This window comes from Pseudarthrobacter sp. fls2-241-R2A-127 (genome assembly GCF_030209355.1).
GTDB lineage: Bacteria > Actinomycetota > Actinomycetes > Actinomycetales > Micrococcaceae > Arthrobacter.
Genome location: NZ_JARVSF010000015.1, coordinates 39,064 through 58,179 on the forward strand (window position 1 = coordinate 39,064; position 19,116 = coordinate 58,179).

The window sequence follows — 19,116 nt, forward strand, 5'->3', positions numbered from 1 at the left end:
TTTTAAAGTAGTTATGGACCCGGCCGACCCTTTCAGCGGACCCGCCACCGCCCGTTCGAGCCGTTATCAACCGATCAGTGTCTTGACCCGGTCAGCGACCATGTCAATGGTCCGGGTTGGGGAAAGACGTCCGAGGCGGTCAACACCGCGGGCGTCGGCACCTATGAGCACACGGAACGATTCGGACGCCACCGCGTCGACGATCTGCCGTCCGGCATCCTGGGGTGACGTAGTTTTCGGTGGTTTCCCATTCGGTAGCGTCAGTTTTGAGGTGTCGAGGGTGACTCCTGAGTTCCCCAGAATGTCCGTTCCGACACCGCCGGGAAAGACGACGGTGACGTTGATGTTGGTATCTCGCAGTTCCGCGTAGAGCGTCTCGGTGAACAACTTCACGGCAGCCTTACTTGCCCCATAGGCGCCTTGGCCCGGGGAGGGAACGAGTCCTCCCATGCTGGAGACGTCGACAAGACTCGCGGTCGGACGTTCGAGCAACGCGGGGAGGAACGCCTTGACCATGTACACGGTGCCCCAGAAGTTGACGGACATGACCCGTTCAATCTCCTCGATCGAGAGTTCCAGGAGGGGAACAAACCGGTGGATGATCCCGGCGACGTTAATCAGGCCATCTATCTGGTTGTGCTCCTTGAGAATGTCTTCCGGGAGTGTCTGCACGGCTGCTCGGTCCGTGATGTTCAGGGTGTGCAGCGACAGTGCGCCGACGGGTGCGCCGGCACGCGAGGCAGTTTCGGTCAAAGCGGACTGATTGAGATCCACAGCCGCGACGCGCGCTCCCCGCCGCAGCAGCTCGAGAACGACTTCGCGCCCGATGCCGTTGCCGCCACCGGTAACCGCGAAAACCTTGTTCTTTAGTTCCATTGATCAAATCCCCTTTGAAGATTCCCGGGCATGTCACTTCGACCGGGTGGTCGCTTCTGAGTCGCGTAGCGCCCGGTTTCGAGATCGCTGCCAGGACGATTGTGCTGAGCCTTCCGCAGCCTAGCCGCTGCCGGTTTGGCTTGAAGTTGCCGAGATCGCGCTTACCTTTTTTGAAGCAGTGGGTGCAGCGCCAGGACGGAACGCGGATATTTCCCGGGCTGGGGAAAATTTAGCCGTGCTGACCGTGCAAGTCAACCCCCGACGCGGTGAACCGACGGGGCGCCGCGGAGCCCACGCCGCCGGGGCTGCTGGGCCTTGACGAAATCAGGGGGCGGGTCTACTGTTTTTCCCGCATGGGAAAAACTTGCCGGGCGATTCCTAAGAGAGTAATTACCAACTGGGCATGAGTAACTCAGAGCGACTGGGATGCGCCTGGAGCCAATGCGCCCTTTGATGGCTCCGCCTCCGTGACCGGGACCGGTGTGGGGAACTGGTTCCCAAGGCGGCGTGACATAGCCGCCGGGGTCGGTCGGACACTCTGCGGGTGAACCTCCATCAACGAAGGTCACTCATGTAGGGACCACACGGACGAGGCCGACCCGTGTTGCGGATTGTCCGGCATTACTGAAGCGCTAACACCTGCCTCTACTCAAACCCCCAAAGGAGCGGACATGACGACAGAGTCGCGGAATGCATCGCAGGACCCGATCCGCGTCGGTGTGCTGGGAGCGGCCACCATCGTGAAGGAGGCACTCCTCCGCCCAAGTTCACGGGTCGACGGGATCCAGGTAACTGCCATAGCGGCGCGGGTCCCGGAACGGGCGGCCCGTTACGCGGCCAAACACCACATTGCCAGGGTGCATTCTTCATATGCGCAACTGTTGGATGATCCGGACATCGATGCCGTATATATCCCTCTTCCCTCTGCTCTGCACGCTCAATGGATCGTAGAAGCCCTAAATGCGGGAAAACATGTGCTCTGCGAGAAGCCGTTTACAAGCAACGCAACGGCTGCGGAGGAAGTGGCATCAGTTGCTGCCACGTCTTCCTTCGTCCTGATGGAGGCTTACCACTCGCACTACCACCCGCTGCGGAAAAGACTGCACGAGATTCTTGAATCAGGCGAGTTGGGGGAAATTTGGGGTGCAAATGCCTACGCCTGTGCCCCCATTCCGCCTGGGCGGGACATACGGTGGAACTTCGCTTTAGGCGGTGGCGGCCTGCTCGACCTCGGCTACTACCCGTTGAGGCTGCTTCGCGACTTGTTTGGCGAGACCGGCGAGGTACAGGCCACTGCAAGGACGCGGGGAGCCATCGACGCCCGGCTGGAAGCGCAGCTGACCCATGTCGGGGGAGTCACGTCAACGTTGATGTCCTCGATCTGGTCCAAGACCCTGCTGGCCTCGCGACTCGAAGTTCAAGGCTCCAAGGGCCGCATGCGTGTCGGCACCCCCACCCACCCGCAATTGGGCGGAAAAATCCGTATAGAAGGTATTTGCGGCTCACGTACGGAACGTCCGGACCGGCGTTCCACATACGACTACCAGTTGGAAGCCTTTAGAGATGCAATACGGGGCGGGGCGGTTCAGACGGGCGCCCGCGAAGCTGTTGCCCAGCTGCGGGCAATCGACGCCCTTTACGAGGCAGCGGGACTTCCAGTAAGACCGTCCAGCCCTGTCAGGGCACTCAAGTAGCCCCCATGGCTGCCCGAAGCACCCTTAGCCCACAGCAGGAGGCCACCGTGGACACGCCAGCTGATCGCGCAAAGCCATGCGGCAAGGGACAGTTTGCAGGCAAGACCATCATCGTCACTGGCGCTGCAGCGGGGACCGGTCAGGCAACCGCACTGCATATAGCCAGCCAGGGGGGACGCGTCATAGCCGTGGATATCAACGAGGAACGTCTCGACTACCTGGTGGCACAGAATCCCGGCCTGGACCTGGTGCCCGTCCCGGGCGATGTAGCCAGCACTGAAACCGTCACTGCGGCCGTTGCTAGTGCCGGGCAGGTGGACGGGCTGGCGAACATCGCCGGTGCTGTCGATAACTTCGCCCCCATTCACGCCATCGACGATGAGCTGTGGGAACGCGTCTTTCATGTGAACGTCACAGCTCCGATGCATCTCACCCGTGCAGTTCTGCCGATGATGCTCGCTCGTGGCCGGGGGTCCGTCGTAAACCTCGCTTCCGAGGCAGGATCGATCGAATCCGCGGCGGGGGCTGCCTACACCGCCTCGAAATACGCTGTGCTCGGGTTGACTAAGAACTCGGCCTTGGCTTTTGGCGCCCGGGGCTTGCGCTTCAACGCAGTAGTGCCCAGACCTTCCCTCCCAGGGGATTCAAAGTGGCGGTCACCTGGCCTTCTGGAAGGACTTGGCGCATCAAGGACGGCCACTCCGTCGCTGGCTCCAACCGCCGTGCAGGTTGCCGAGTGCATCAGCTTCCTGCTCAGCGACGAAAGCTGTGAGGTGAATGGAGCCCTCGTCCACACCGATGGCGCCTGGAGAACGATATAAATGAGGCGCTGGTGCGCGGAAACCACCGGCCCCGGACGGGGTAGGCCCGGGGCCGCTGGAATGCCTGGTCGGCACCAAAACGTGGCGTACCGCGCAGCCGGGGGCTGAGGAGCATTACTCGCTCAGTCATAGGGCGAAAATACTGCAGCTGAGCCGATGTTCCTCCCCAGCCAAGAGGCGGATGAGGTCCTTACCGCTGTTGAAGGCATCCGGAGGGCAGCTCATTGGTTCCACAGCGAGACCCAACCTGGTGGGCAGGGGTGGCGTGCGGTCGGCCGTGTGCAATTGAAGCCAAGGGCAGCTGCAGTCCCAGGACATTCCTACCCCAACACCGGTAGGGTCCCAGAGCGTCAGCCCGGCCCGGCCGGAATCGTCGAAGGCAAGTCCTGTAAACGCGTGGTCCATGGCCGTCGAACCGATGGGCCGGGGATCCCTATAATCAAAGGCATGGCCGTGCACGTCGCGCTCCCCGGTCGGAAGTAACCGGTCTGCGGTAACGGCGAGGAACCGCTCGGCACCGAACTGAAGGATCCACTGGTCCAAGGGAGTCGGGCCGGCCACCAGGTATGGGTGGGGACATGCGCCGTAGGGAGCTGCCGATGTACCCGTGTTCCTGGCGGCCAGCGTGATGCTCAGGCCCTCCGGTGTCAGCCGGTACTCGGCAGTCAACTGCAGGCTGAACGGATATCCCTTAGAGGCTGAAACAGTCGTCTCGAGGATCACCGTCGTGTCCTCGTGGAGCACCGGCTCCCAACCCTTGTCGAACACCAGGCCATGCAGTGCATTGCCGCGGGCCAGCTCGTTGCGCGGCAGCTCCAGGGCGCTGCCCTCAAAGGTGTAGCGCCCGTCCGCGATGCGGTTTGGCCAGGGCGCTGCGATGATGCCCCTGTAGTCCGGAGTGGGATGTCCCGTGCGCGACGGAAGGACCAAATCCCTTTCACCGAACTGCAAGTTCAGCAGGATAGCTCCTGTTGCACTGACGGTGGCAGTGTAGCTGCCGGACCTGATCGCGTACTCGCTCACCGGTGCGTCCAACGCATCCATCAGGCGTAAAGGCCTGCATAGCTGCGGTACCTGGAGAGCACCTGCGCAGTGTCTGCAGCCGCGGGACGTTCCACGGCATTCAGTGGCCAGTCAGGAAAGCTCCCCGTCAGGGCGGCGGCAGCCTGGCGGGCGGCCCCGTCCGCGACGTATTCGCCGGGTTGGGGGACGGTGATGTCGATACCCAGGAGTTGAACTGCCACGTCCTGAACAGCAGGTGACTGGGCGCCACCGCCTACCAGGATAATTCTTCGAGCCTTGACGCCCTGGGCCTGCAGGGCGGCCAATCCGTCCGCGAGTGAGCACACGACTCCTTCGACGGCGGCACGGGCCAGGTTCTCGGGGGTGTAATTGGCTCGGGTGATGCCATGCAAGGAGCCTGTCGCGGCCGGCAGGTTTGGGGTGCGTTCGCCGTCGAAGTAGGGGACTAGGGTCAAACCGCCTGAACCGGAGGCCGCAGAGAGCGCCAGGGTATTAAATTCCTGCAGGGTGACCCCCAAAAGCGCCGCGGTGGCGTCGAAAACCCGGGTGGCATTCAAAGTGCATACGAGGGGGAGGTAATGGCCGGTTGCGTCGGCAAATCCGGCCACCAGACCGGAGGGGTCGGAGGATGGTGCTTCGGAGACCGCGAAGACCGTGCCGGAGGTCCCCAGTGACATGACGACGTCCCCCAGCCGGGCGCCGGCTCCCATGGCGGCGGCGGCGTTGTCTCCAGCTCCTGCAGCCAGGAGGACCCCGTCCGGGGTCTTTCCCGCCGCTTCAAGGGGACCAAGTACTCGCGGCAAGACGGGCAGGTGGCCGACCGAACCCGAGATGACTGCAGGAAGATACTGACCGGCAGCAGTCGAATAGTAGCCGGTGCCTGACGCATCGGAACGGTCTGTCACGAGGGCCTGAAGACCTTCGGCACCGGAACCCGGACCGTAACCAGCCAGCCTCCACGTCAGCCAGTCGTGCGGCAAACACACAGCGGCAACTTTCGCAGCATTCTCCGGTTCGTTCTGGGTCAGCCAGTGCAGTTTGGTGAGTGTGAGGGATGCGACGGGGACTGTTCCGGTGGCACCGGCCCAGTATCCCGCTCCGGCAATCGGGTCACCTCCACCGGCGGCCTTAATCAGTTCCGATGCGGCTCCAGCGCTGCGGGTGTCATTCCACAGCAGCGCGGGCCGGACCACGGCACCATCGGCGTCGAGGCAGACCATGCCGTGCTGTTGCCCGGCGACGGAGACGGCGGCGACGTCGTCGAGGCCGCCCGCCTGCGCGATGGCCTCCTGGAGGGCAGTCCACCAGTGGTCCGGGTGGACTTCGGTGCCTTCGGGGTGGGTGGCGCGGCCCTGGCGGACGAGTTCTCCGGTGTCCGCGTCGCGGATGACTACTTTGCAGGACTGGGTGGAGCTGTCGACTCCGGCTACGAGCGGCATGGCTGTTCTTTTCTTTGTGCAGGAATGGAAACGCTGCGGGGCCTGGATTATCTCCAAGGCCCCGCAGCGGGTACTAAGTGGCTAGTGGGCGCCCAGGAGGTGCTCGATGGCCAGCTGGTTGAGCCGGACGAACGCGAAGGAGCGTTCGGCGGCCTTGTCGGCGTCGAAGTCCTCAAACGCTGCGGCGTCTGCGATCAGGTCCGCGGTGCTTTCACCAGCGGCGAGGGTGGACTCGCCGAGTTCGAAGACGCCTGAGGTCTTGAGGGCTTCCTGTACCTGCGGGTCTGCGCGGAAGGCCAGGGCACGCTCCTTGAGCAGGAGGTACATGGCCATGTTGGCCTTGGCGGACTCCCACACGCCGTCGTAGCCGTCGGTGCGGGAGGGCTTGTAGTCGAAGTGCCGCGGGCCGTCGTACTTGGGGCCGCCGTTCGGGAAGCCGTTCTCCAGCAGGTCGACGGTGAAGAAGGCGCTGGTGAGGTCGCCGTGGCCGAAGACCAGGTCCTGGTCGTACTTGATGCCGCGCTGGCCGTTGAGGTCGATGTGGAAGAGCTTGCCCGCCCACAGGGCCTGGGCGATGCCGTGGGTGAAGTTCAACCCTGCCATCTGCTCGTGGCCGGTTTCGGGGTTCAGGCCCACGATGTCGCCGTGTTCGAGCTGGGCGATGAAGGCCAGGCCGTGGCCGACGGTGGGCAGGAAGATGTCGCCGCGGGGTTCATTTGGCTTGGGCTCCAGGGCGATGCGGAGGTTGTAGCCCTTGTCCTTGATGTAGCCGGCGGCGGTGTCCACGCCTTCCTTCATGCGGTCCAGCGCCGCGGAGAGATCCTTGGAGCCGTCGTATTCGCTGCCTTCGCGGCCGCCCCACATGACGAACGTTTCGGCACCGAGTTCGGCGGCGAGGTCGATGTTGCGCAGGACCTTGGACAGGGCGAAGCGGCGGATCGAGCGGTCGTTGGAGGTGAAGCCGCCGTCCTTGAAGACAGGGTGGCTGAACAGGTTGGTGGTCACCATGGGAACCTTTAGGCCGGTCTCGGCGAGGGCTGCACGGAAGTTCTTCAGGATCAGCTCCCGCTCCGAGGCGGAGGCGCCGAACGGAACCAGGTCATTGTCATGGAAGGTGATGCCATATGCGCCCAGCTCGCTGAGCTTGTGCACTGCTTCCACGGGGTCGAGGGCGGCGCGGGTGGCGACACCGAACGGGTCGGCACCCGTCCAACCCACGGTCCAGAGGCCGAAAGTGAACTTATCCGCGGGGGTGGGGGAGAGAGTCATGATGCGTCCTTGCAGTAAAGGGGCTGCTGCGGCAGCCAAATAGTTTATGCTCTGAACTATAAGGATGACCCCGGTGCGGGTCAACATCAGTCCGGGCAAAGCCCCCGTGACGTGAAGGAGTAGATGTGGTGATGACGGCCGTGCCTCCCTACATCCAAGGTGTCACCGGGGCTGGACATATGGAGGCTGTACGGAGGGGGAACTTGGCGCTGGTGCTGGGCAGAATCGCTGAAACCTCACCTGCCGGTCGTCGCAGCCGGGCTCAGATTTCCGCACTGACCGGGCTGACAAAGGCGTCGGTATCAAGCCTTGTGCTCGACCTCATCTCGAGCGGCCTGGTCACTGAGGTGGGGCTGAATCAACAGTCGAGGGGCCGACCGGGAGTGGAGCTGGAGTTGAACCCCAACAAAGCGGTCCTCGGCGCGGAAATCAACGTTGACTACCTTGCCGTTGGTGTGGTCAGTCTGGCCGGGACCCTGCTCATGCACGAGGTTCGGGAGCGCGACAACCGCTCCGATGGGGTGGAACGAGTGATGGCCGCCCTGAGTCAGCAGTGTGCTGTGACAGCCGTGGCGGCGGAGAAGAAGGGCATCGATGTTCTTGGGGGTGGCCTTGCGGTGCCGGGACTGATCGATGCTGCCGGCCAGGTTGTGGTGAGCGCCCCTAACTTGGGCTGGAAAAATGCCAGGCCGGATCTACGCGTACTGCTTCCGGGCTCTCCGCTGGGTGTAGTCCTTTGCAACGAGGCCAACGCCGCAGCCTTGGCCGAAATGGACCATCAATCCGACACCGATTTCATGTTTGTTTCAGGTGAGGTGGGTGTCGGCGGCGGGCTCGTTGTCGGCCGTGAACTTTTCACTGGCGCTGATGGTCATGCGGGGGAGGTGGGCCACGTCGTGGTTGATCCTTACGGTTCTGACTGCTTGTGCGGTGGGAGGGGCTGCCTGGAAACGGTGGCCGGCCAGGACGCGATCGCCGACGCCGCCGGGCTCACAGGACATCCAGCCCGAAGCAGCCGCTCACTAACGTTGTCCGTGCTGCTGGGGTTGTTGAAGGAAGGCGACGCACGGGCCCTGTCGGCGGTTGAGCGCGCAGGTTTCTGTCTTGGCTTGGCCCTGGCGTCCTCGGCGCGGATCGTACCTTTTACGTTGGTGGTCCTTGGCGGGCACCTTGCCGTTCTTGATCCGTGGCTGAGAATTTCGCTTATGGATAGCCTCCAGAGGTATTCCGCGGGAAGATTCCCTTCCGGAAACGTGCTGGTATCGGCTTTGGGGAGTACAGGGGCTTTGTTGGGTGCGGCGGGCCTCGCGCTTAGGTCAGTGCTGGAGGCACCGCATACACTGCGACGGTGATCCCCAGGCCTTCTTTCGTGTACATGATCAAGACGGTGACGCCTGATTTTCGTGGCGCCACCGTCTTTGGAGTGATTCGGTCAGGAGCTGGCGCCGGGGTGCGTCAGCTGTTCCACCAGGGCTTTCGCTACTGCTGCATGGCCGGCTTCGTTCGGGTGCATCATGACAAAACCGCGGGAAAAGTCATACCCAGTGACCCACGGATCAGCTGAGCAGGCATCGTGTCCCTGGCTGTCCTTGGACGCGGTGACAAGTTCGGCTCCCGTTTGCTGGGCGGCGTGCTTGGTGGCAAGGCTCATCCCGCGGGCAACGTCAAGAAGAAACTTCTGACGCTGCTGCGGGATGGGAACCGATGCACAGGGCTTGCCATTGTCCGGGAGGACTGACAGGTAATCAACCAGGACCACCCGCGCGTGTGGAGCCTTCTCCTGGACAGCGTTCACGGTCGCTGCTAAGGCATCCTTGATGCCGGCGAGGCGGGCCTGCACGACCGAGTCCGGCACAGGAGTGCACAACCCGTACAGCTTCAGCTGGTTGCTGATCACGCTCAGCGGGTTTGCCGCAAGGTCTCCTCGACAGGCTTCGGCCATGAGGTTGCCGACATAGTTGACGTCATTGCCGCCAATGGTGATGGTTACCAGATCCGTGTCCGCGGTGACGGCGTTGATCTGCAGCTCGCCGGTCTGGCTGGAGCCATCCCAGCTCCAGATCTGCTGGGGCGTCGTCGCGATGTTGGGGATCGAGGCGCCGCCGCATGTCGCGTTCGTCAGGTTCAAATGAAGCTGACTGGCCACAAGGTATGGATAGGCAATGGTGGTCCGCCCGCATCGGCCACCGGGGTCCGCTGGATCCGCGGGTCCGAGACCACCTCCGGCGGCGTAGGAGCTGCCAAGGGCAACGTAGTGGGCACCAGGCTCGGGTGCAGGAAGAGGCGCGGCGTTGGCGGGCAGAGCTGTGCAAAACGCTGTAAGGGCGGTGACGGCGCAAGCTGCCGCCACCTTGCGGACAGCACCGAGGCATGCGGGCATAGATCAATCTCCTTGGGGGTTTTGCCGGGCTCCAGTCGCTACTTCGCGATCCAGATTGTTCCCGGGTGGGAAAAATTTAGCTTTCGCTTGCGGCTTCGTCAAGAGCCGGCCGCCCCGGTGGCCATGGGCGTCGAACCCAACGGCCGCTGGCGCGGGCAGAACTTCATTCGAGGAAGCATTTAAACATTTATTGGTCGGGCTATTGCCATTTTTCCCGGTGCGGGAATATTGTTTTGCGAATGCTTCCGCGGGTGGATGCCCGCGGCGATCAACGAAGGAGTTGTACATGGGATCTGTTGATGCAGCCCAGGGAGCGGCCGGTGCTCCGCCGGTGGAGCCCCGGCCGGCGAAGGATGATTTGTCCCCCGTCTATGAACCGAAAACGCGGCCCTACCGCCGCTATGTCAGCACGTACGCGCTGGCAAGCGTGGCCTTTTCCCTGCTGTGGGGAGCGGTGCTCACGGTCCTGCTCCCGCTGCAGGTTCAAAACCTGGAGTTCGCCCGGATCTTCGGGCCCGACAGTGGTGTTGACCTGACCGCACTGAATAATTTGAGCGGCCAGGTTGCTTCCGGCGCCGTGACGCCGACCTCAGAGCAGCAGCAGCAGCTCGATCTTTTGGCGCAGTTCAACTCTTCACGTGCTGCCGGCCTGTCGTTGGTGACGTCGGTAGGCGTGGTCGTGGGCATGGTCTTGTCCCCGATCATCGGGACGCTTTCAGATCTGACCCGGACAAAGTGGGGCCGGCGCGCCCCTTATATCGCTGCCGGCGCTGTCGTCGGAGCAGCCGGCATCACGCTGATGCCGCTGGCGCCGAACCTGTTTTTCCTGGTTCTTGCCTGGTCTGTCATCCAGGTCGCCGGAAATGCCCAGGGCCCCCTCGTGGCCACGGTAGCGGACCGGGTGCCCAAAGAGCGCCTGGGGTCGGTATCGGCGGTCACCGGAGTTGTGGTGTACTTCGCGGCCATCCTCGGCGCAGTGGTGGCCGGAGCGCTTTTTGCTGCCATCGGCCTTGCCAGCTACTACCCGTTCGCCGTGACGCTTCTGCTGCTCACCGTACCGTTGCTTTTCCTTGCCCGGGACCGGTCATCCAAGCACCTGCCCCACGGAAAAATCCGGATTGGCACCATCTTTGCTTCGTTCATCGTCGCCCTGCGCGACCGGGACTACCGGTGGGCCTGGATCTCGAAGGTCTTGCTCTGGACCGGGTTCGGCATCGGCACCACCTACAGCATCTACATGCTCCAGAGCTACATCACCCCGGCACTCAGCGCGGCAGAAGCAGCCCAGATGAGTCCCCTCCTGCAGGTCGTCGCACTACCTGCCACAATGCTCGGAATGGCCGTTTCGGGAAAGCTTTCCGACAAACTGCACCGTCGGAAGCCTTTCGTGATCGCAGCTGCCGTGATCATCGCACTGGGCTTCATCGTTCCCTGGGTTTGGCCGTCTCTTCCTGCCATGTTCATCCAGGCAGCCATGGGCGGACTCGGCCTTGGCGTCTTCCTCGTCGTTGACCAGGCCCTGTTCATCGACCTGCTCCCCGACCCCGAAGCAGCAGGCCGCGACCTCGGAATGTCCTCAGTCGGACAAAACCTCGGCAACGCCATCGCCCCCGTCACCGCCGGCACCGCAGTCGCCCTCGTCGGCGGCTCCTACGGCATCGTCTGGCCAATCGCCTTCATCATCGTCATCATCTCAGGCCTCCTGGTCCTGCCAATCCGCCGCGCCCGCTAAACACCACCCACCGCTCCGGCCGTCACCCCCAACCCTGACGGCCGGAGCACAAGCACTTTTGCCCAATTACGCGTCCGCTACGTACCCCTCCCACCCGTAGAACGCCCACCCGGCTCTCCTTCGGACGGAGGCATGTCATCTCCCATCATCACCAGAAAGACCAGCATCATGCCGACCAGCCAGACCGATAGCTTCCACAAAACAACCAATAGCTTCTACGAAGCGGTCAACATCATTCGGCAAGGAGCTGACCTGGACGCGGCCACAGAGCAGCTTCTCGGCCAGCTCACACAGGATGAAAAGCTGTGGCTGCTCGATGGTGACTCGGATTTTTGGGTCGGGATCGCAGAGATGAGCGCCGGCTACAACCTGAAACCCATCGTGATGGGCGAGATCAAGCGACTTGGGATTCCCGGCCTCCGTTTCAGTGATGGTCCCCGTGGAGTAGTGATGGGCGCGTCCACAGCGTTTCCAGTGTCCATGGCGCGTGGCGCGACGTGGGATGTTGAGATGGAAGAGCGCATCGGCGTCGCCATTGGCCGTGAACTGAGAGTCCAGGGAGGGAACTTCTTCGGTGGCGTATGCATCAATCTTCCGAGGCACCCCGCATGGGGCCGGGCACAGGAAACCTACGGCGAAGACCCCATTCTCCTGGGCGAGTTCGGCGCAGCGCTCGTCCGTGGCGTCCAACGCAACGCCATGGCCGTCGCAAAGCACTACGCCCTTAACTCCATGGAAAATGCACGCTTCAAAGTCGACGTGCTGGCCGACGAACAGACGCTCCACGAAGCCTTCCTCCCGCACTTCCGCCGGGTCGTCGAGGAAGGTGTGGACGGCATCATGACGTCCTATAACTCCGTCAACGGCGAATGGGCCGGCCAGAACGAAACCCTCCTGGAAGGCACCCTCCGCAGTGAATGGGGTTTCGAGGGCGTCACCATCACCGATTTTGTGTCCGGCTTCCGGGACGCCGGCCTGTCGCTGCGCGCAGGTCTCGACGTTGAAGCGCCCATGCGTCAGCAGCGCGCCCAGCAACTACCCGAAGACCTTGAATCCGGCCGGGTCACTTGGGAGCACGTCGACCGGGCAGCAAAGCGGGTCCTGCGCACCCAGCTTCGACACTATGCCTCCGCACGTGAGGAAGAGCCCGCAAAGGAAGTCATTTTCTGCAGCGAACACCGGAATCTGGCGCGGGAAGCAGCGGCCACGTCCATGGTCCTGCTGAAAAACGATGCAGTTGACGGCACACCGGTACTGCCTCTCGGTCCGGAGAAGACGAATTCGGTCGCGCTGATCGGCAGGCTGGCCAATCTACCCAATACGGGCGACCACGGATCGTCATCAGTCCGCTCCCCGGAGGTAGTTACTGCACTCGAAGGACTCCGGAACAACGTTCCAGAAGCACAGCTCTTCACCTCATTCGAAGACGACCCCAAAGCAGCCGCCGCCACAGCGAAAAAGGCGGAGGTAGCCATCGTCGTCGTTGGCTACACCGCAGAAGATGAAGGCGAATACATCGGCGGGGACAGCATGCTGGAACCGGACATTCTTGCCCTGTTCCCTCCTTTCCCCGAAGGCATGGACCCAAGCAACCTCATGGGAGCCGCAGGCGCCATGGGCAGCACCGTTGGCGGCGACCGGGCCAGCCTGCGGCTAAGGCCTGTCGACGAGGAAATCATCCGGGCAACCGCGGCTGCCAACCCCAAAACCGTGGTCGTTGTGGTCACCGCAGGAGCCGTCATCACAGAATCCTGGCGCGACACCGTCCCGGCGATGCTCGTGGGATGGTATTCAGGATCCGAGGGGGGAAATGCCCTTACGGACGTCCTTTACGGGAAAGCCGATGCCAGCGGGCGGCTTCCCTACTCCATCCCAACAACAGAGGAACACTTACCCTACTTCGACCGGGACGCCACCAGCATCACGTACGACCGCTGGTTCGGGCAGCGCCTCTTGGACCGCGACGGCCACAACCCTGCCTTCCCACTCGGATACGGCCTCTCCTACACCACCTTCGACATCAGCGACCTGACTGTCACGCAGATCGCCGCAGATAGCGTGACGGTGACAACACGAGTCACCAATACAGGAGAACGCGCAGGCCGTCACGTCGTACAGCTTTACGGTTCGATCGAGGCAGAGGACTTTCCCCGACGGGTTTTGTTGGGTTTCAAGCCCGTGAACCTGGCGCCAGGGGAGACCAAGACGATGGAGGTGGCCGGTTCTCTTCGCCCACTTCAGCGCCGCACCAACGGGCGGTTCGAGTGGGCTGCGGCGGACGTGGTCTTGGAAGCGGGCGCCTACTCCGGTGATCCAAAAGCGTCAGAAACAAGCCTTCGCTTGCTTTAGAACCGGAACGGACCACCGCATGCACTCATGATTCTCGAATGACAAGCATGTGCGAAGCTCCTCTCGCTCCGCTCGAACTCGTACACGCCGAGAACCAATAGAAGCACAGAGCCGGAACAACGACGTGCTCGCCCAAATATAGAAGCCAGCCTTGCCTTTTTCCCCAGACGGGAATAATCTTTGGCGAACGCATCAGTTCAAGGGCCCAGGTCATTGGGCCCGGGATTAAGTAAGCGGCAAGGTGAGGAATAGTGACCATCCTTGAGACTGCGCGCTTCAATATTGTTAGCGCTAACCAAGATCTGAAGCCTAGGGCTCCTTTGGTTGTCCCCTCACATGTCGAAAAATTACCTGGCCTGAGCCAGCAAGAGAAGGATTGTTGTGAATCTTCCCGGCACGTCATCTGCAGCCGATGCCATACGTTCCGGACGCGCTCGTCTGGGGATTGAACTAGGCTCAACCCGCATCAAGGCGTGCCTTATCGGGGATGATCCCCGGCACGTGCTCGCATTGGGGAGCTTTAGCTGGGAAAGCAGCTTTCAAAACGCGGTGTGGACCTACTCGCTGACAGACGTCTGGACCGGTATTCAGGCAGCCTATGCAGATCTCGTTGCGAACTGCGAAGAGCGCTATGGGGTGCAACCACGCATTCTTCAAGCGATTGGTGTTTCCGCCATGATGCACGGCTATCTGGTCTTCGATTGCGATGACCAACAACTCGTGCCATTCAGGACCTGGCGGAACACCACTACGGGCGCGGCGTCTGCCGAGCTTACAAAGGCATTCGACCTGAACATCCCCCTCCGCTGGTCGATTGCCCACCTACACCAGGCGGTGAGCGACGGCGAAGACCACGTTCCACGCATTAATTTCATGACCACCCTTGCCGGTTATGTTCATTGGCGTCTGACTGGAAGGAAAGTAATTGGAATCGGTGATGCTTCCGGCATGTTCCCGATCGATTCTGCGAGCCACACCTACGACTCGGACCTTTTGGCACGTTACAAAGCACTTGTTGCTCATGCCGCTCCCGCGCTCGACCTCAGCCAGGTGCTCCCCGAAGTGCTGGTGGCGGGTGAGTACGCCGGCACACTCACGGATGCCGGCGCAGCGTTGCTTGACTCGTCAGGTGCCCTGCAGCCCGGGGCAGTTTTCTGCCCGCCGGAAGGTGACGCCGGTACTGGAATGGTCGCCACATGCTCCATAGCCCCCCGGACGGGCAACGTCAGTGTCGGCACGAGCATCTTCGCCATGGTCGTCCTTGAAAGGCCGCTGGCTCAGGTCCGCCACGAGCTCGATCTCGTAACGACTCCGGCGGGCGCTCCGGTAGCAATGGTCCACTGCAATAACGGCGCAAGTGAACTTGCAGCTTGGGTACAGGTCTTCACCCAATTCGCGCGTAAAGCAGACTCCCCTATCGACCAGGACACCGTATTCACTGCCCTCCTTCAGGAAGCGCTCGAAGGCGACCCAGATGCCGGCGGATTAATCGCGTACAACTACGTCGCCGGTGAACCTCTTGCTGGCGTGCGCGATGGCCGGCCACTCCTTGTACGAGCACCCGACAGCACGTTCACCCTTGCAAACTTCGTGCGCTCCCAGGTGTACGGCGTGTTCGCAACGCTGATACTTGGCATGCGCGTCCTTGCCGACGAAGGGGTTGCGGTCGACCGGATGTTCGCGCACGGCGGCATGTTTCGAACCGCAGGAATCGCTCAACGCTTTCTTGCCGGCGCTCTAAACGCGCCCGTTTCCGTCGCAGAATCCGCTTCCGAAGGTGGGGCTTGGGGTATCGCCGTGCTTGCGGCCTTCGCCACCCACCCCTCAGGAGACCTCAATGAATTTCTCCGCAACAGCGTCTTTGGTGGCGCGGCCTTTGAAACGACTAATCCTGACCCTGCCGACGTAACGGGGTTCTCGACGTACTTGGACCGATATGCCGCTGGGCTTGCGGTCCAGCGCGCAGCCGTTGACTCAATCTCTCCGAAAGGAAGCCAGCCATGAGATCTAGCACGACCAGCCAGCCATCAAGCCAAGTGCCAACCGAGATAGCCGAGGCTATTAGAACAGTCCGAAGCAACGTCGCCAAGCTGCATGCGGAACTTGTGCGGTACAACCTTGTTGTATGGACCGGTGGCAATGTCTCCGGGCGCGTTCCAGGGACTGATTACTTCGTGATCAAACCCAGCGGCGTCCTGTACGACGAACTGACCGCCGACAACATGATTCTCTGCACTCTCGATGGCCGGGTCGTCCCTGACGTGCCCGGTTCAGAAAGGACACCTTCAAGCGACACGGCTGCACACGCGTACGTTTACCGCCATATGCCCGAGGTCGGGGGAGTGGTTCACACCCATTCTCCGTATGCCGTAGCCTGGGCCGCGCACGGCGAACCCATACCCTGCGTGACAACAGCGATGGCAGACGAGTTCGGCGGCGAGATTCCTATCGGCCCCTTCGCAATCATCGGCGATGATTCCATTGGGCGTGGAATCGTCGATACCCTCAGTGGCCACCGCTCCCGTGCCGTACTGATGAAGAATCACGGCCCGTTCACCATCGGCAAAGATGCCCGTGACGCTGTCAAGGCAGCCGTCATGGTTGAAGATGTAGCCAGGTCAGTGCTGTTCTCGCGACAGTTAGGAGAACCGCACTCAATTGCACCAGCAGCGGTTGATGCCCTGTTCAACCGCTATCAAAACGTTTACGGGCAAGAACCCACAGGGGCCATAAATTGAGGGAGCCCGTCCGCCACGGGCGTGACGGCGAGTCAAACATGCGGCCGGTATCCATACACGACACAGTGGCTCGGTGAACCATGGGCAGGACCTCTGATGGCAAGGCACCAAGGCTGAAGGACGTCGCTGCCGTCGCCGGTGTTTCACATCAGACGGTGTCAAGGGTCGTCAACGGTCACCCGAACGTCCGCACCGGCACAAGAGAAAAGGTCAAGGCTGCGATCGCCCAGCTCGGGTACCGGCCCAACACTGCAGCCAGGAGCTTGGTCACCCGCCGTTCGCGGAGGATCGGGGTACTGGCGAGCGAGTTGTCCCAGTACGGTCCAGCCAACACGCTGATGGGCATAGAACAGGCAGCCAGGGACGCTGGCTATTCCGTCAGCATCGCTGCGCTGCGTGAAGTGAACAGGGCGAGCATATGCGAGGCCATCAACCATTTTATGGACCAGTCCGTTGACGGCATTGCCGTGGTAGTACCCCACGAGGAAGCTCTTGCAGCTTTGGATGACATGGAGCTGTCCGTTCCTGTTGTAACTGTCGGATCGCCAACCAACAGCAATGTCAGCGGGACAATAGTGGACCAGGGACAGGGCGCACGTGCCGCAGTGCAACATCTTCTCCAGCAGGGCCACCGCGCGATAGCTCACCTTTCGGGTCCGCCGGGGTGGCCCGACAGCTCCGAACGTAAAGCGGGCTGGCGGGAAGCTCTGCGCGGAGCCGGCCTCCCCGATGAACACCTGTTTATAGGTGACTGGGGCGCCGGCAGTGGATACACCATCGGCAGAAAAATTGCCCAGGACCCTCGGATAACTGCTGTGTTCGTCGCCAACGACCAAATGGCCTTGGGAGTCCTGAGAGCCTTTGCTGAAGCAGAGGTGCGGGTACCGGAAGACGTCAGCGTTGTCGGCTTCGACGATCAGCCGGAGAGCGCCTACTTCATCCCGCCACTGACAACAGTGAGACAGGACTTCGAAGAACTGGGCCGCCATGCCGTTGACTCGATGCTTCAGGAGCTCGACTCCGGAATGCCCGCGGGCACAACGGTGATCACCCCAGCACTTCACATCCGCGCAAGCACGGCACACTACCAACCGGCACCCCACTTATCGAGCTCACACTCCCCGAACCCCAGACCATCGACGGTCCGGACGCTCCCCGAATAGCACGCAGCGCAACCGAACGTCCGTTGGGTTAGTCATTGGTCCGCAGCCGACCCCACTATCCACTATCGAATCTCAATTGGAGAACCTAATGAGTACCGCAGCAAACACCACCCTGGACGGCTACGAGGTCTGGTTCCTCACCGGCAGCCAGCACCTCTACGGCGAAGAAGTCCTCAAGCAGGTGGCCGCGCAGTCGCAGGAGATCGCGAACCAGCTGAACGCCTCCTCCGCCGTGCCGGTGCGGATTGTGTGGAAGCCGGTCCTGACCGATTCGGATGCCATCCGCCGGACCGCGCTGGAGGCGAACTCGGATGACTCGGTCATCGGCGTGACCGCCTGGATGCACACCTTCAGTCCGGCCAAGATGTGGATCTCCGGCCTGGACCTGCTGCGCAAGCCGCTGCTGCACCTGCACACCCAGGCCAACCGCGACCTGCCGTGGGCGGACATCGACTTCGACTTCATGAACCTGAACCAGGCCGCGCACGGCGACCGCGAGTTCGGGTACATCCAGTCCCGGTTGGGCATCGCCCGGAAGACCGTCGTCGGGCACGTCTCCAACCCCGAGGTGGCACGCCAGGTGGGGTCCTGGCAGCGCGCCGCCGCCGGGTGGGCCGCCGTCCGGAGCCTGAAGCTGACCCGTTTCGGGGACAACATGCGCAACGTCGCCGTCACCGAAGGTGATAAGACCGAGGCCGAGCTGCGGTTCGGCGTCGCGGTGAACACCTGGTCCGTCAACGAGCTCGCCGACGCCGTGCACGGCGCCGCGGAGGCCGACGTCGACACCCTGGTTGCGGAGTACGAGGACCTTTACGACGTGGTGCCGGAGCTCCGCGCGGGCGCGGCGCGGCACGAATCGCTCCGGTACGGCGCCCGGATCGAACTTGGCCTGCGGTCCTTCCTCGAGGCCAACGGCTCGGCCGCGTTCACCACCTCCTTCGAAGACCTCGGGGCCCTCCGCCAACTCCCCGGCCTCGCCGTGCAGCGGCTCATGGCCGCCGGGTACGGCTTCGGCGCCGAAGGCGACTGGAAGACCGCCATCCTGGTCCGCGCCGCGAAGATGATGGGTGCCGGCCTGCCCGGCGGGGCGTCCCTGATGGAGGATTACACCTACCACCTGGAACCGGGCTCGGAGAAGATCCTCGGCGCACACATGCTCGAGGTCTGCCCCTCGCTGACGGCATCGAAGCCGCGCCTGGAAATCCACCCGCTGGGCATCGGCGGCAAGGAAGACCCGGTCCGGCTGGTGTTCGACGCCGATGCCTCCCCGGGCGTCGTCGTCGCCCTGTCCGACATGCGGGACCGCTTCCGCCTGGTGGCCAACGCCGTCGACGTCGTCCCCCTGGACCAGCCGTTGCCCAACCTCCCCGTCGCCCGGGCCCTGTGGGAGCCAAAGCCCGACTTCGCCACCTCCGCCGCCGCCTGGCTCACCGCCGGCGCCGCCCACCACACCGTGCTCTCCACCCAGGTGGGCATGGACGTCTTCGAGGACTTCGCCGAGATCGCCAAAACCGAACTGCTCACCATCGACGAAGACACCACCATCCGCCAGTTCAAGAAAGACCTGAACTGGAACGCCGCCTACTACAAACTCGCCGGCGGCATCTGACGGTTCCCTTCAGCCGGCCGGAC

14 protein-coding genes are annotated in these 19,116 nt (G+C 62.5%); 9 read left to right on the top strand and 5 right to left on the bottom strand.

The window, feature by feature from the left end; all coding sequences use genetic code 11:
• Positions 1-66: 66 nt before the first annotated feature.
• Positions 67-876 (bottom strand): SDR family NAD(P)-dependent oxidoreductase, encoded by an 810-nt coding sequence (locus tag QRN53_RS12375; RefSeq protein ID WP_285244142.1) that lies wholly within the window; start codon positions 874-876, stop codon positions 67-69.
• A 671-nt stretch (positions 877-1,547) separates the two neighbouring features.
• On the opposite strand from QRN53_RS12375, the gene QRN53_RS12380 reads away from it, so the two are divergent.
• Positions 1,548-2,570 (top strand): Gfo/Idh/MocA family protein, encoded by a 1,023-nt coding sequence (locus QRN53_RS12380; RefSeq protein WP_285244143.1) that lies wholly within the window; start codon positions 1,548-1,550, stop codon positions 2,568-2,570.
• 47 nt (positions 2,571-2,617) lie between these two features.
• Positions 2,618-3,391, top strand: a complete 774-nt coding sequence (locus QRN53_RS12385) for an SDR family NAD(P)-dependent oxidoreductase (protein WP_285244144.1) — start codon at positions 2,618-2,620, stop codon at positions 3,389-3,391.
• A 126-nt stretch (positions 3,392-3,517) separates the two neighbouring features.
• Here the strand turns inward: QRN53_RS12385 and QRN53_RS12390 are convergent, their stop codons facing one another.
• The 3 genes from QRN53_RS12390 to xylA form a co-directional block, all read right to left on the bottom strand.
• On the bottom strand, positions 3,518-4,435 hold the full coding sequence (locus QRN53_RS12390) for an aldose 1-epimerase family protein (RefSeq protein WP_285244145.1): 918 nt from the start codon (positions 4,433-4,435) through the stop codon (positions 3,518-3,520).
• Complete coding sequence (gene xylB, locus QRN53_RS12395) at positions 4,435-5,853, bottom strand: xylulokinase (RefSeq protein WP_285244146.1); 1,419 nt, start codon at positions 5,851-5,853, stop codon at positions 4,435-4,437. Before xylB ends, QRN53_RS12390 begins: the two co-directional genes overlap by 1 nt.
• 81 nt (positions 5,854-5,934) lie before the next feature.
• Positions 5,935-7,122 (bottom strand): xylose isomerase, encoded by a 1,188-nt coding sequence (gene xylA / locus QRN53_RS12400; protein WP_285244147.1) that lies wholly within the window; start codon positions 7,120-7,122, stop codon positions 5,935-5,937.
• 131 nt (positions 7,123-7,253) lie between these two features.
• Here xylA and QRN53_RS12405 point away from each other — a divergent pair, with 131 nt between their 5' ends.
• A complete protein-coding gene (locus QRN53_RS12405; RefSeq protein WP_502934844.1) occupies positions 7,254-8,474 on the top strand; it encodes an ROK family protein in 1,221 nt (406 codons plus the stop codon).
• An 80-nt stretch (positions 8,475-8,554) separates the two neighbouring features.
• Here the strand turns inward: QRN53_RS12405 and QRN53_RS12410 are convergent, their stop codons facing one another.
• Positions 8,555-9,502: an SGNH/GDSL hydrolase family protein gene (locus QRN53_RS12410; RefSeq protein ID WP_285244148.1), complete on the bottom strand. Its 948-nt coding sequence runs from the start codon at positions 9,500-9,502 to the stop codon at positions 8,555-8,557.
• A gap of 286 nt (positions 9,503-9,788) precedes the next feature.
• On the opposite strand from QRN53_RS12410, the gene QRN53_RS12415 reads away from it, so the two are divergent.
• From QRN53_RS12415 to araA, 6 genes are all read left to right on the top strand, one after another.
• Entirely contained in the window at positions 9,789-11,234 is a 1,446-nt protein-coding gene (locus QRN53_RS12415) for an MFS transporter (RefSeq protein ID WP_285244149.1), read from the top strand.
• A gap of 132 nt (positions 11,235-11,366) precedes the next feature.
• Entirely contained in the window at positions 11,367-13,583 is a 2,217-nt protein-coding gene (locus QRN53_RS12420; protein WP_285244150.1) for a beta-glucosidase family protein, read from the top strand.
• A gap of 381 nt (positions 13,584-13,964) precedes the next feature.
• On the top strand, positions 13,965-15,587 hold the full coding sequence (locus tag QRN53_RS12425) for a xylulokinase (protein ID WP_285244151.1): 1,623 nt from the start codon (positions 13,965-13,967) through the stop codon (positions 15,585-15,587).
• Complete coding sequence (locus QRN53_RS12430) at positions 15,584-16,321, top strand: L-ribulose-5-phosphate 4-epimerase (RefSeq protein ID WP_285244152.1); 738 nt, start codon at positions 15,584-15,586, stop codon at positions 16,319-16,321. The genes QRN53_RS12425 and QRN53_RS12430 overlap by 4 nt, the downstream gene beginning before the upstream one ends.
• 80 nt (positions 16,322-16,401) lie before the next feature.
• Entirely contained in the window at positions 16,402-17,484 is a 1,083-nt protein-coding gene (locus QRN53_RS12435; protein WP_285244153.1) for a LacI family DNA-binding transcriptional regulator, read from the top strand.
• A gap of 88 nt (positions 17,485-17,572) precedes the next feature.
• Positions 17,573-19,093, top strand: a complete 1,521-nt coding sequence (gene araA, locus QRN53_RS12440; protein WP_285244154.1) for an L-arabinose isomerase — start codon at positions 17,573-17,575, stop codon at positions 19,091-19,093.
• Positions 19,094-19,116 lie beyond the last annotated feature (23 nt).

Bases quoted from the DNA above. Each gene is read 5' to 3' on its own strand.
- QRN53_RS12375 (WP_285244142.1), bottom strand. From the start codon at position 876: ATGGAACTAAAGAACAAGGTTTTCGCGGTTACCGGTGGCGGCAACGGC.
- QRN53_RS12380 (WP_285244143.1), top strand. From the start codon at position 1,548: ATGACGACAGAGTCGCGGAATGCATCGCAGGACCCGATCCGCGTCGGT.
- QRN53_RS12390 (WP_285244145.1), bottom strand. From the start codon at position 4,435: ATGGATGCGTTGGACGCACCGGTGAGCGAGTACGCGATCAGGTCCGGC.
- xylB (WP_285244146.1), bottom strand. From the start codon at position 5,853: ATGCCGCTCGTAGCCGGAGTCGACAGCTCCACCCAGTCCTGCAAAGTA.
- xylA (WP_285244147.1), bottom strand. From the start codon at position 7,122: ATGACTCTCTCCCCCACCCCCGCGGATAAGTTCACTTTCGGCCTCTGG.
- QRN53_RS12405 (WP_502934844.1), top strand. From the start codon at position 7,254: ATGACGGCCGTGCCTCCCTACATCCAAGGTGTCACCGGGGCTGGACAT.
- QRN53_RS12410 (WP_285244148.1), bottom strand. From the start codon at position 9,502: ATGCCCGCATGCCTCGGTGCTGTCCGCAAGGTGGCGGCAGCTTGCGCC.
- QRN53_RS12415 (WP_285244149.1), top strand. From the start codon at position 9,789: ATGGGATCTGTTGATGCAGCCCAGGGAGCGGCCGGTGCTCCGCCGGTG.
- QRN53_RS12420 (WP_285244150.1), top strand. From the start codon at position 11,367: ATGTCATCTCCCATCATCACCAGAAAGACCAGCATCATGCCGACCAGC.
- QRN53_RS12430 (WP_285244152.1), top strand. From the start codon at position 15,584: ATGAGATCTAGCACGACCAGCCAGCCATCAAGCCAAGTGCCAACCGAG.
- QRN53_RS12435 (WP_285244153.1), top strand. From the start codon at position 16,402: ATGGGCAGGACCTCTGATGGCAAGGCACCAAGGCTGAAGGACGTCGCT.
- araA (WP_285244154.1), top strand. From the start codon at position 17,573: ATGAGTACCGCAGCAAACACCACCCTGGACGGCTACGAGGTCTGGTTC.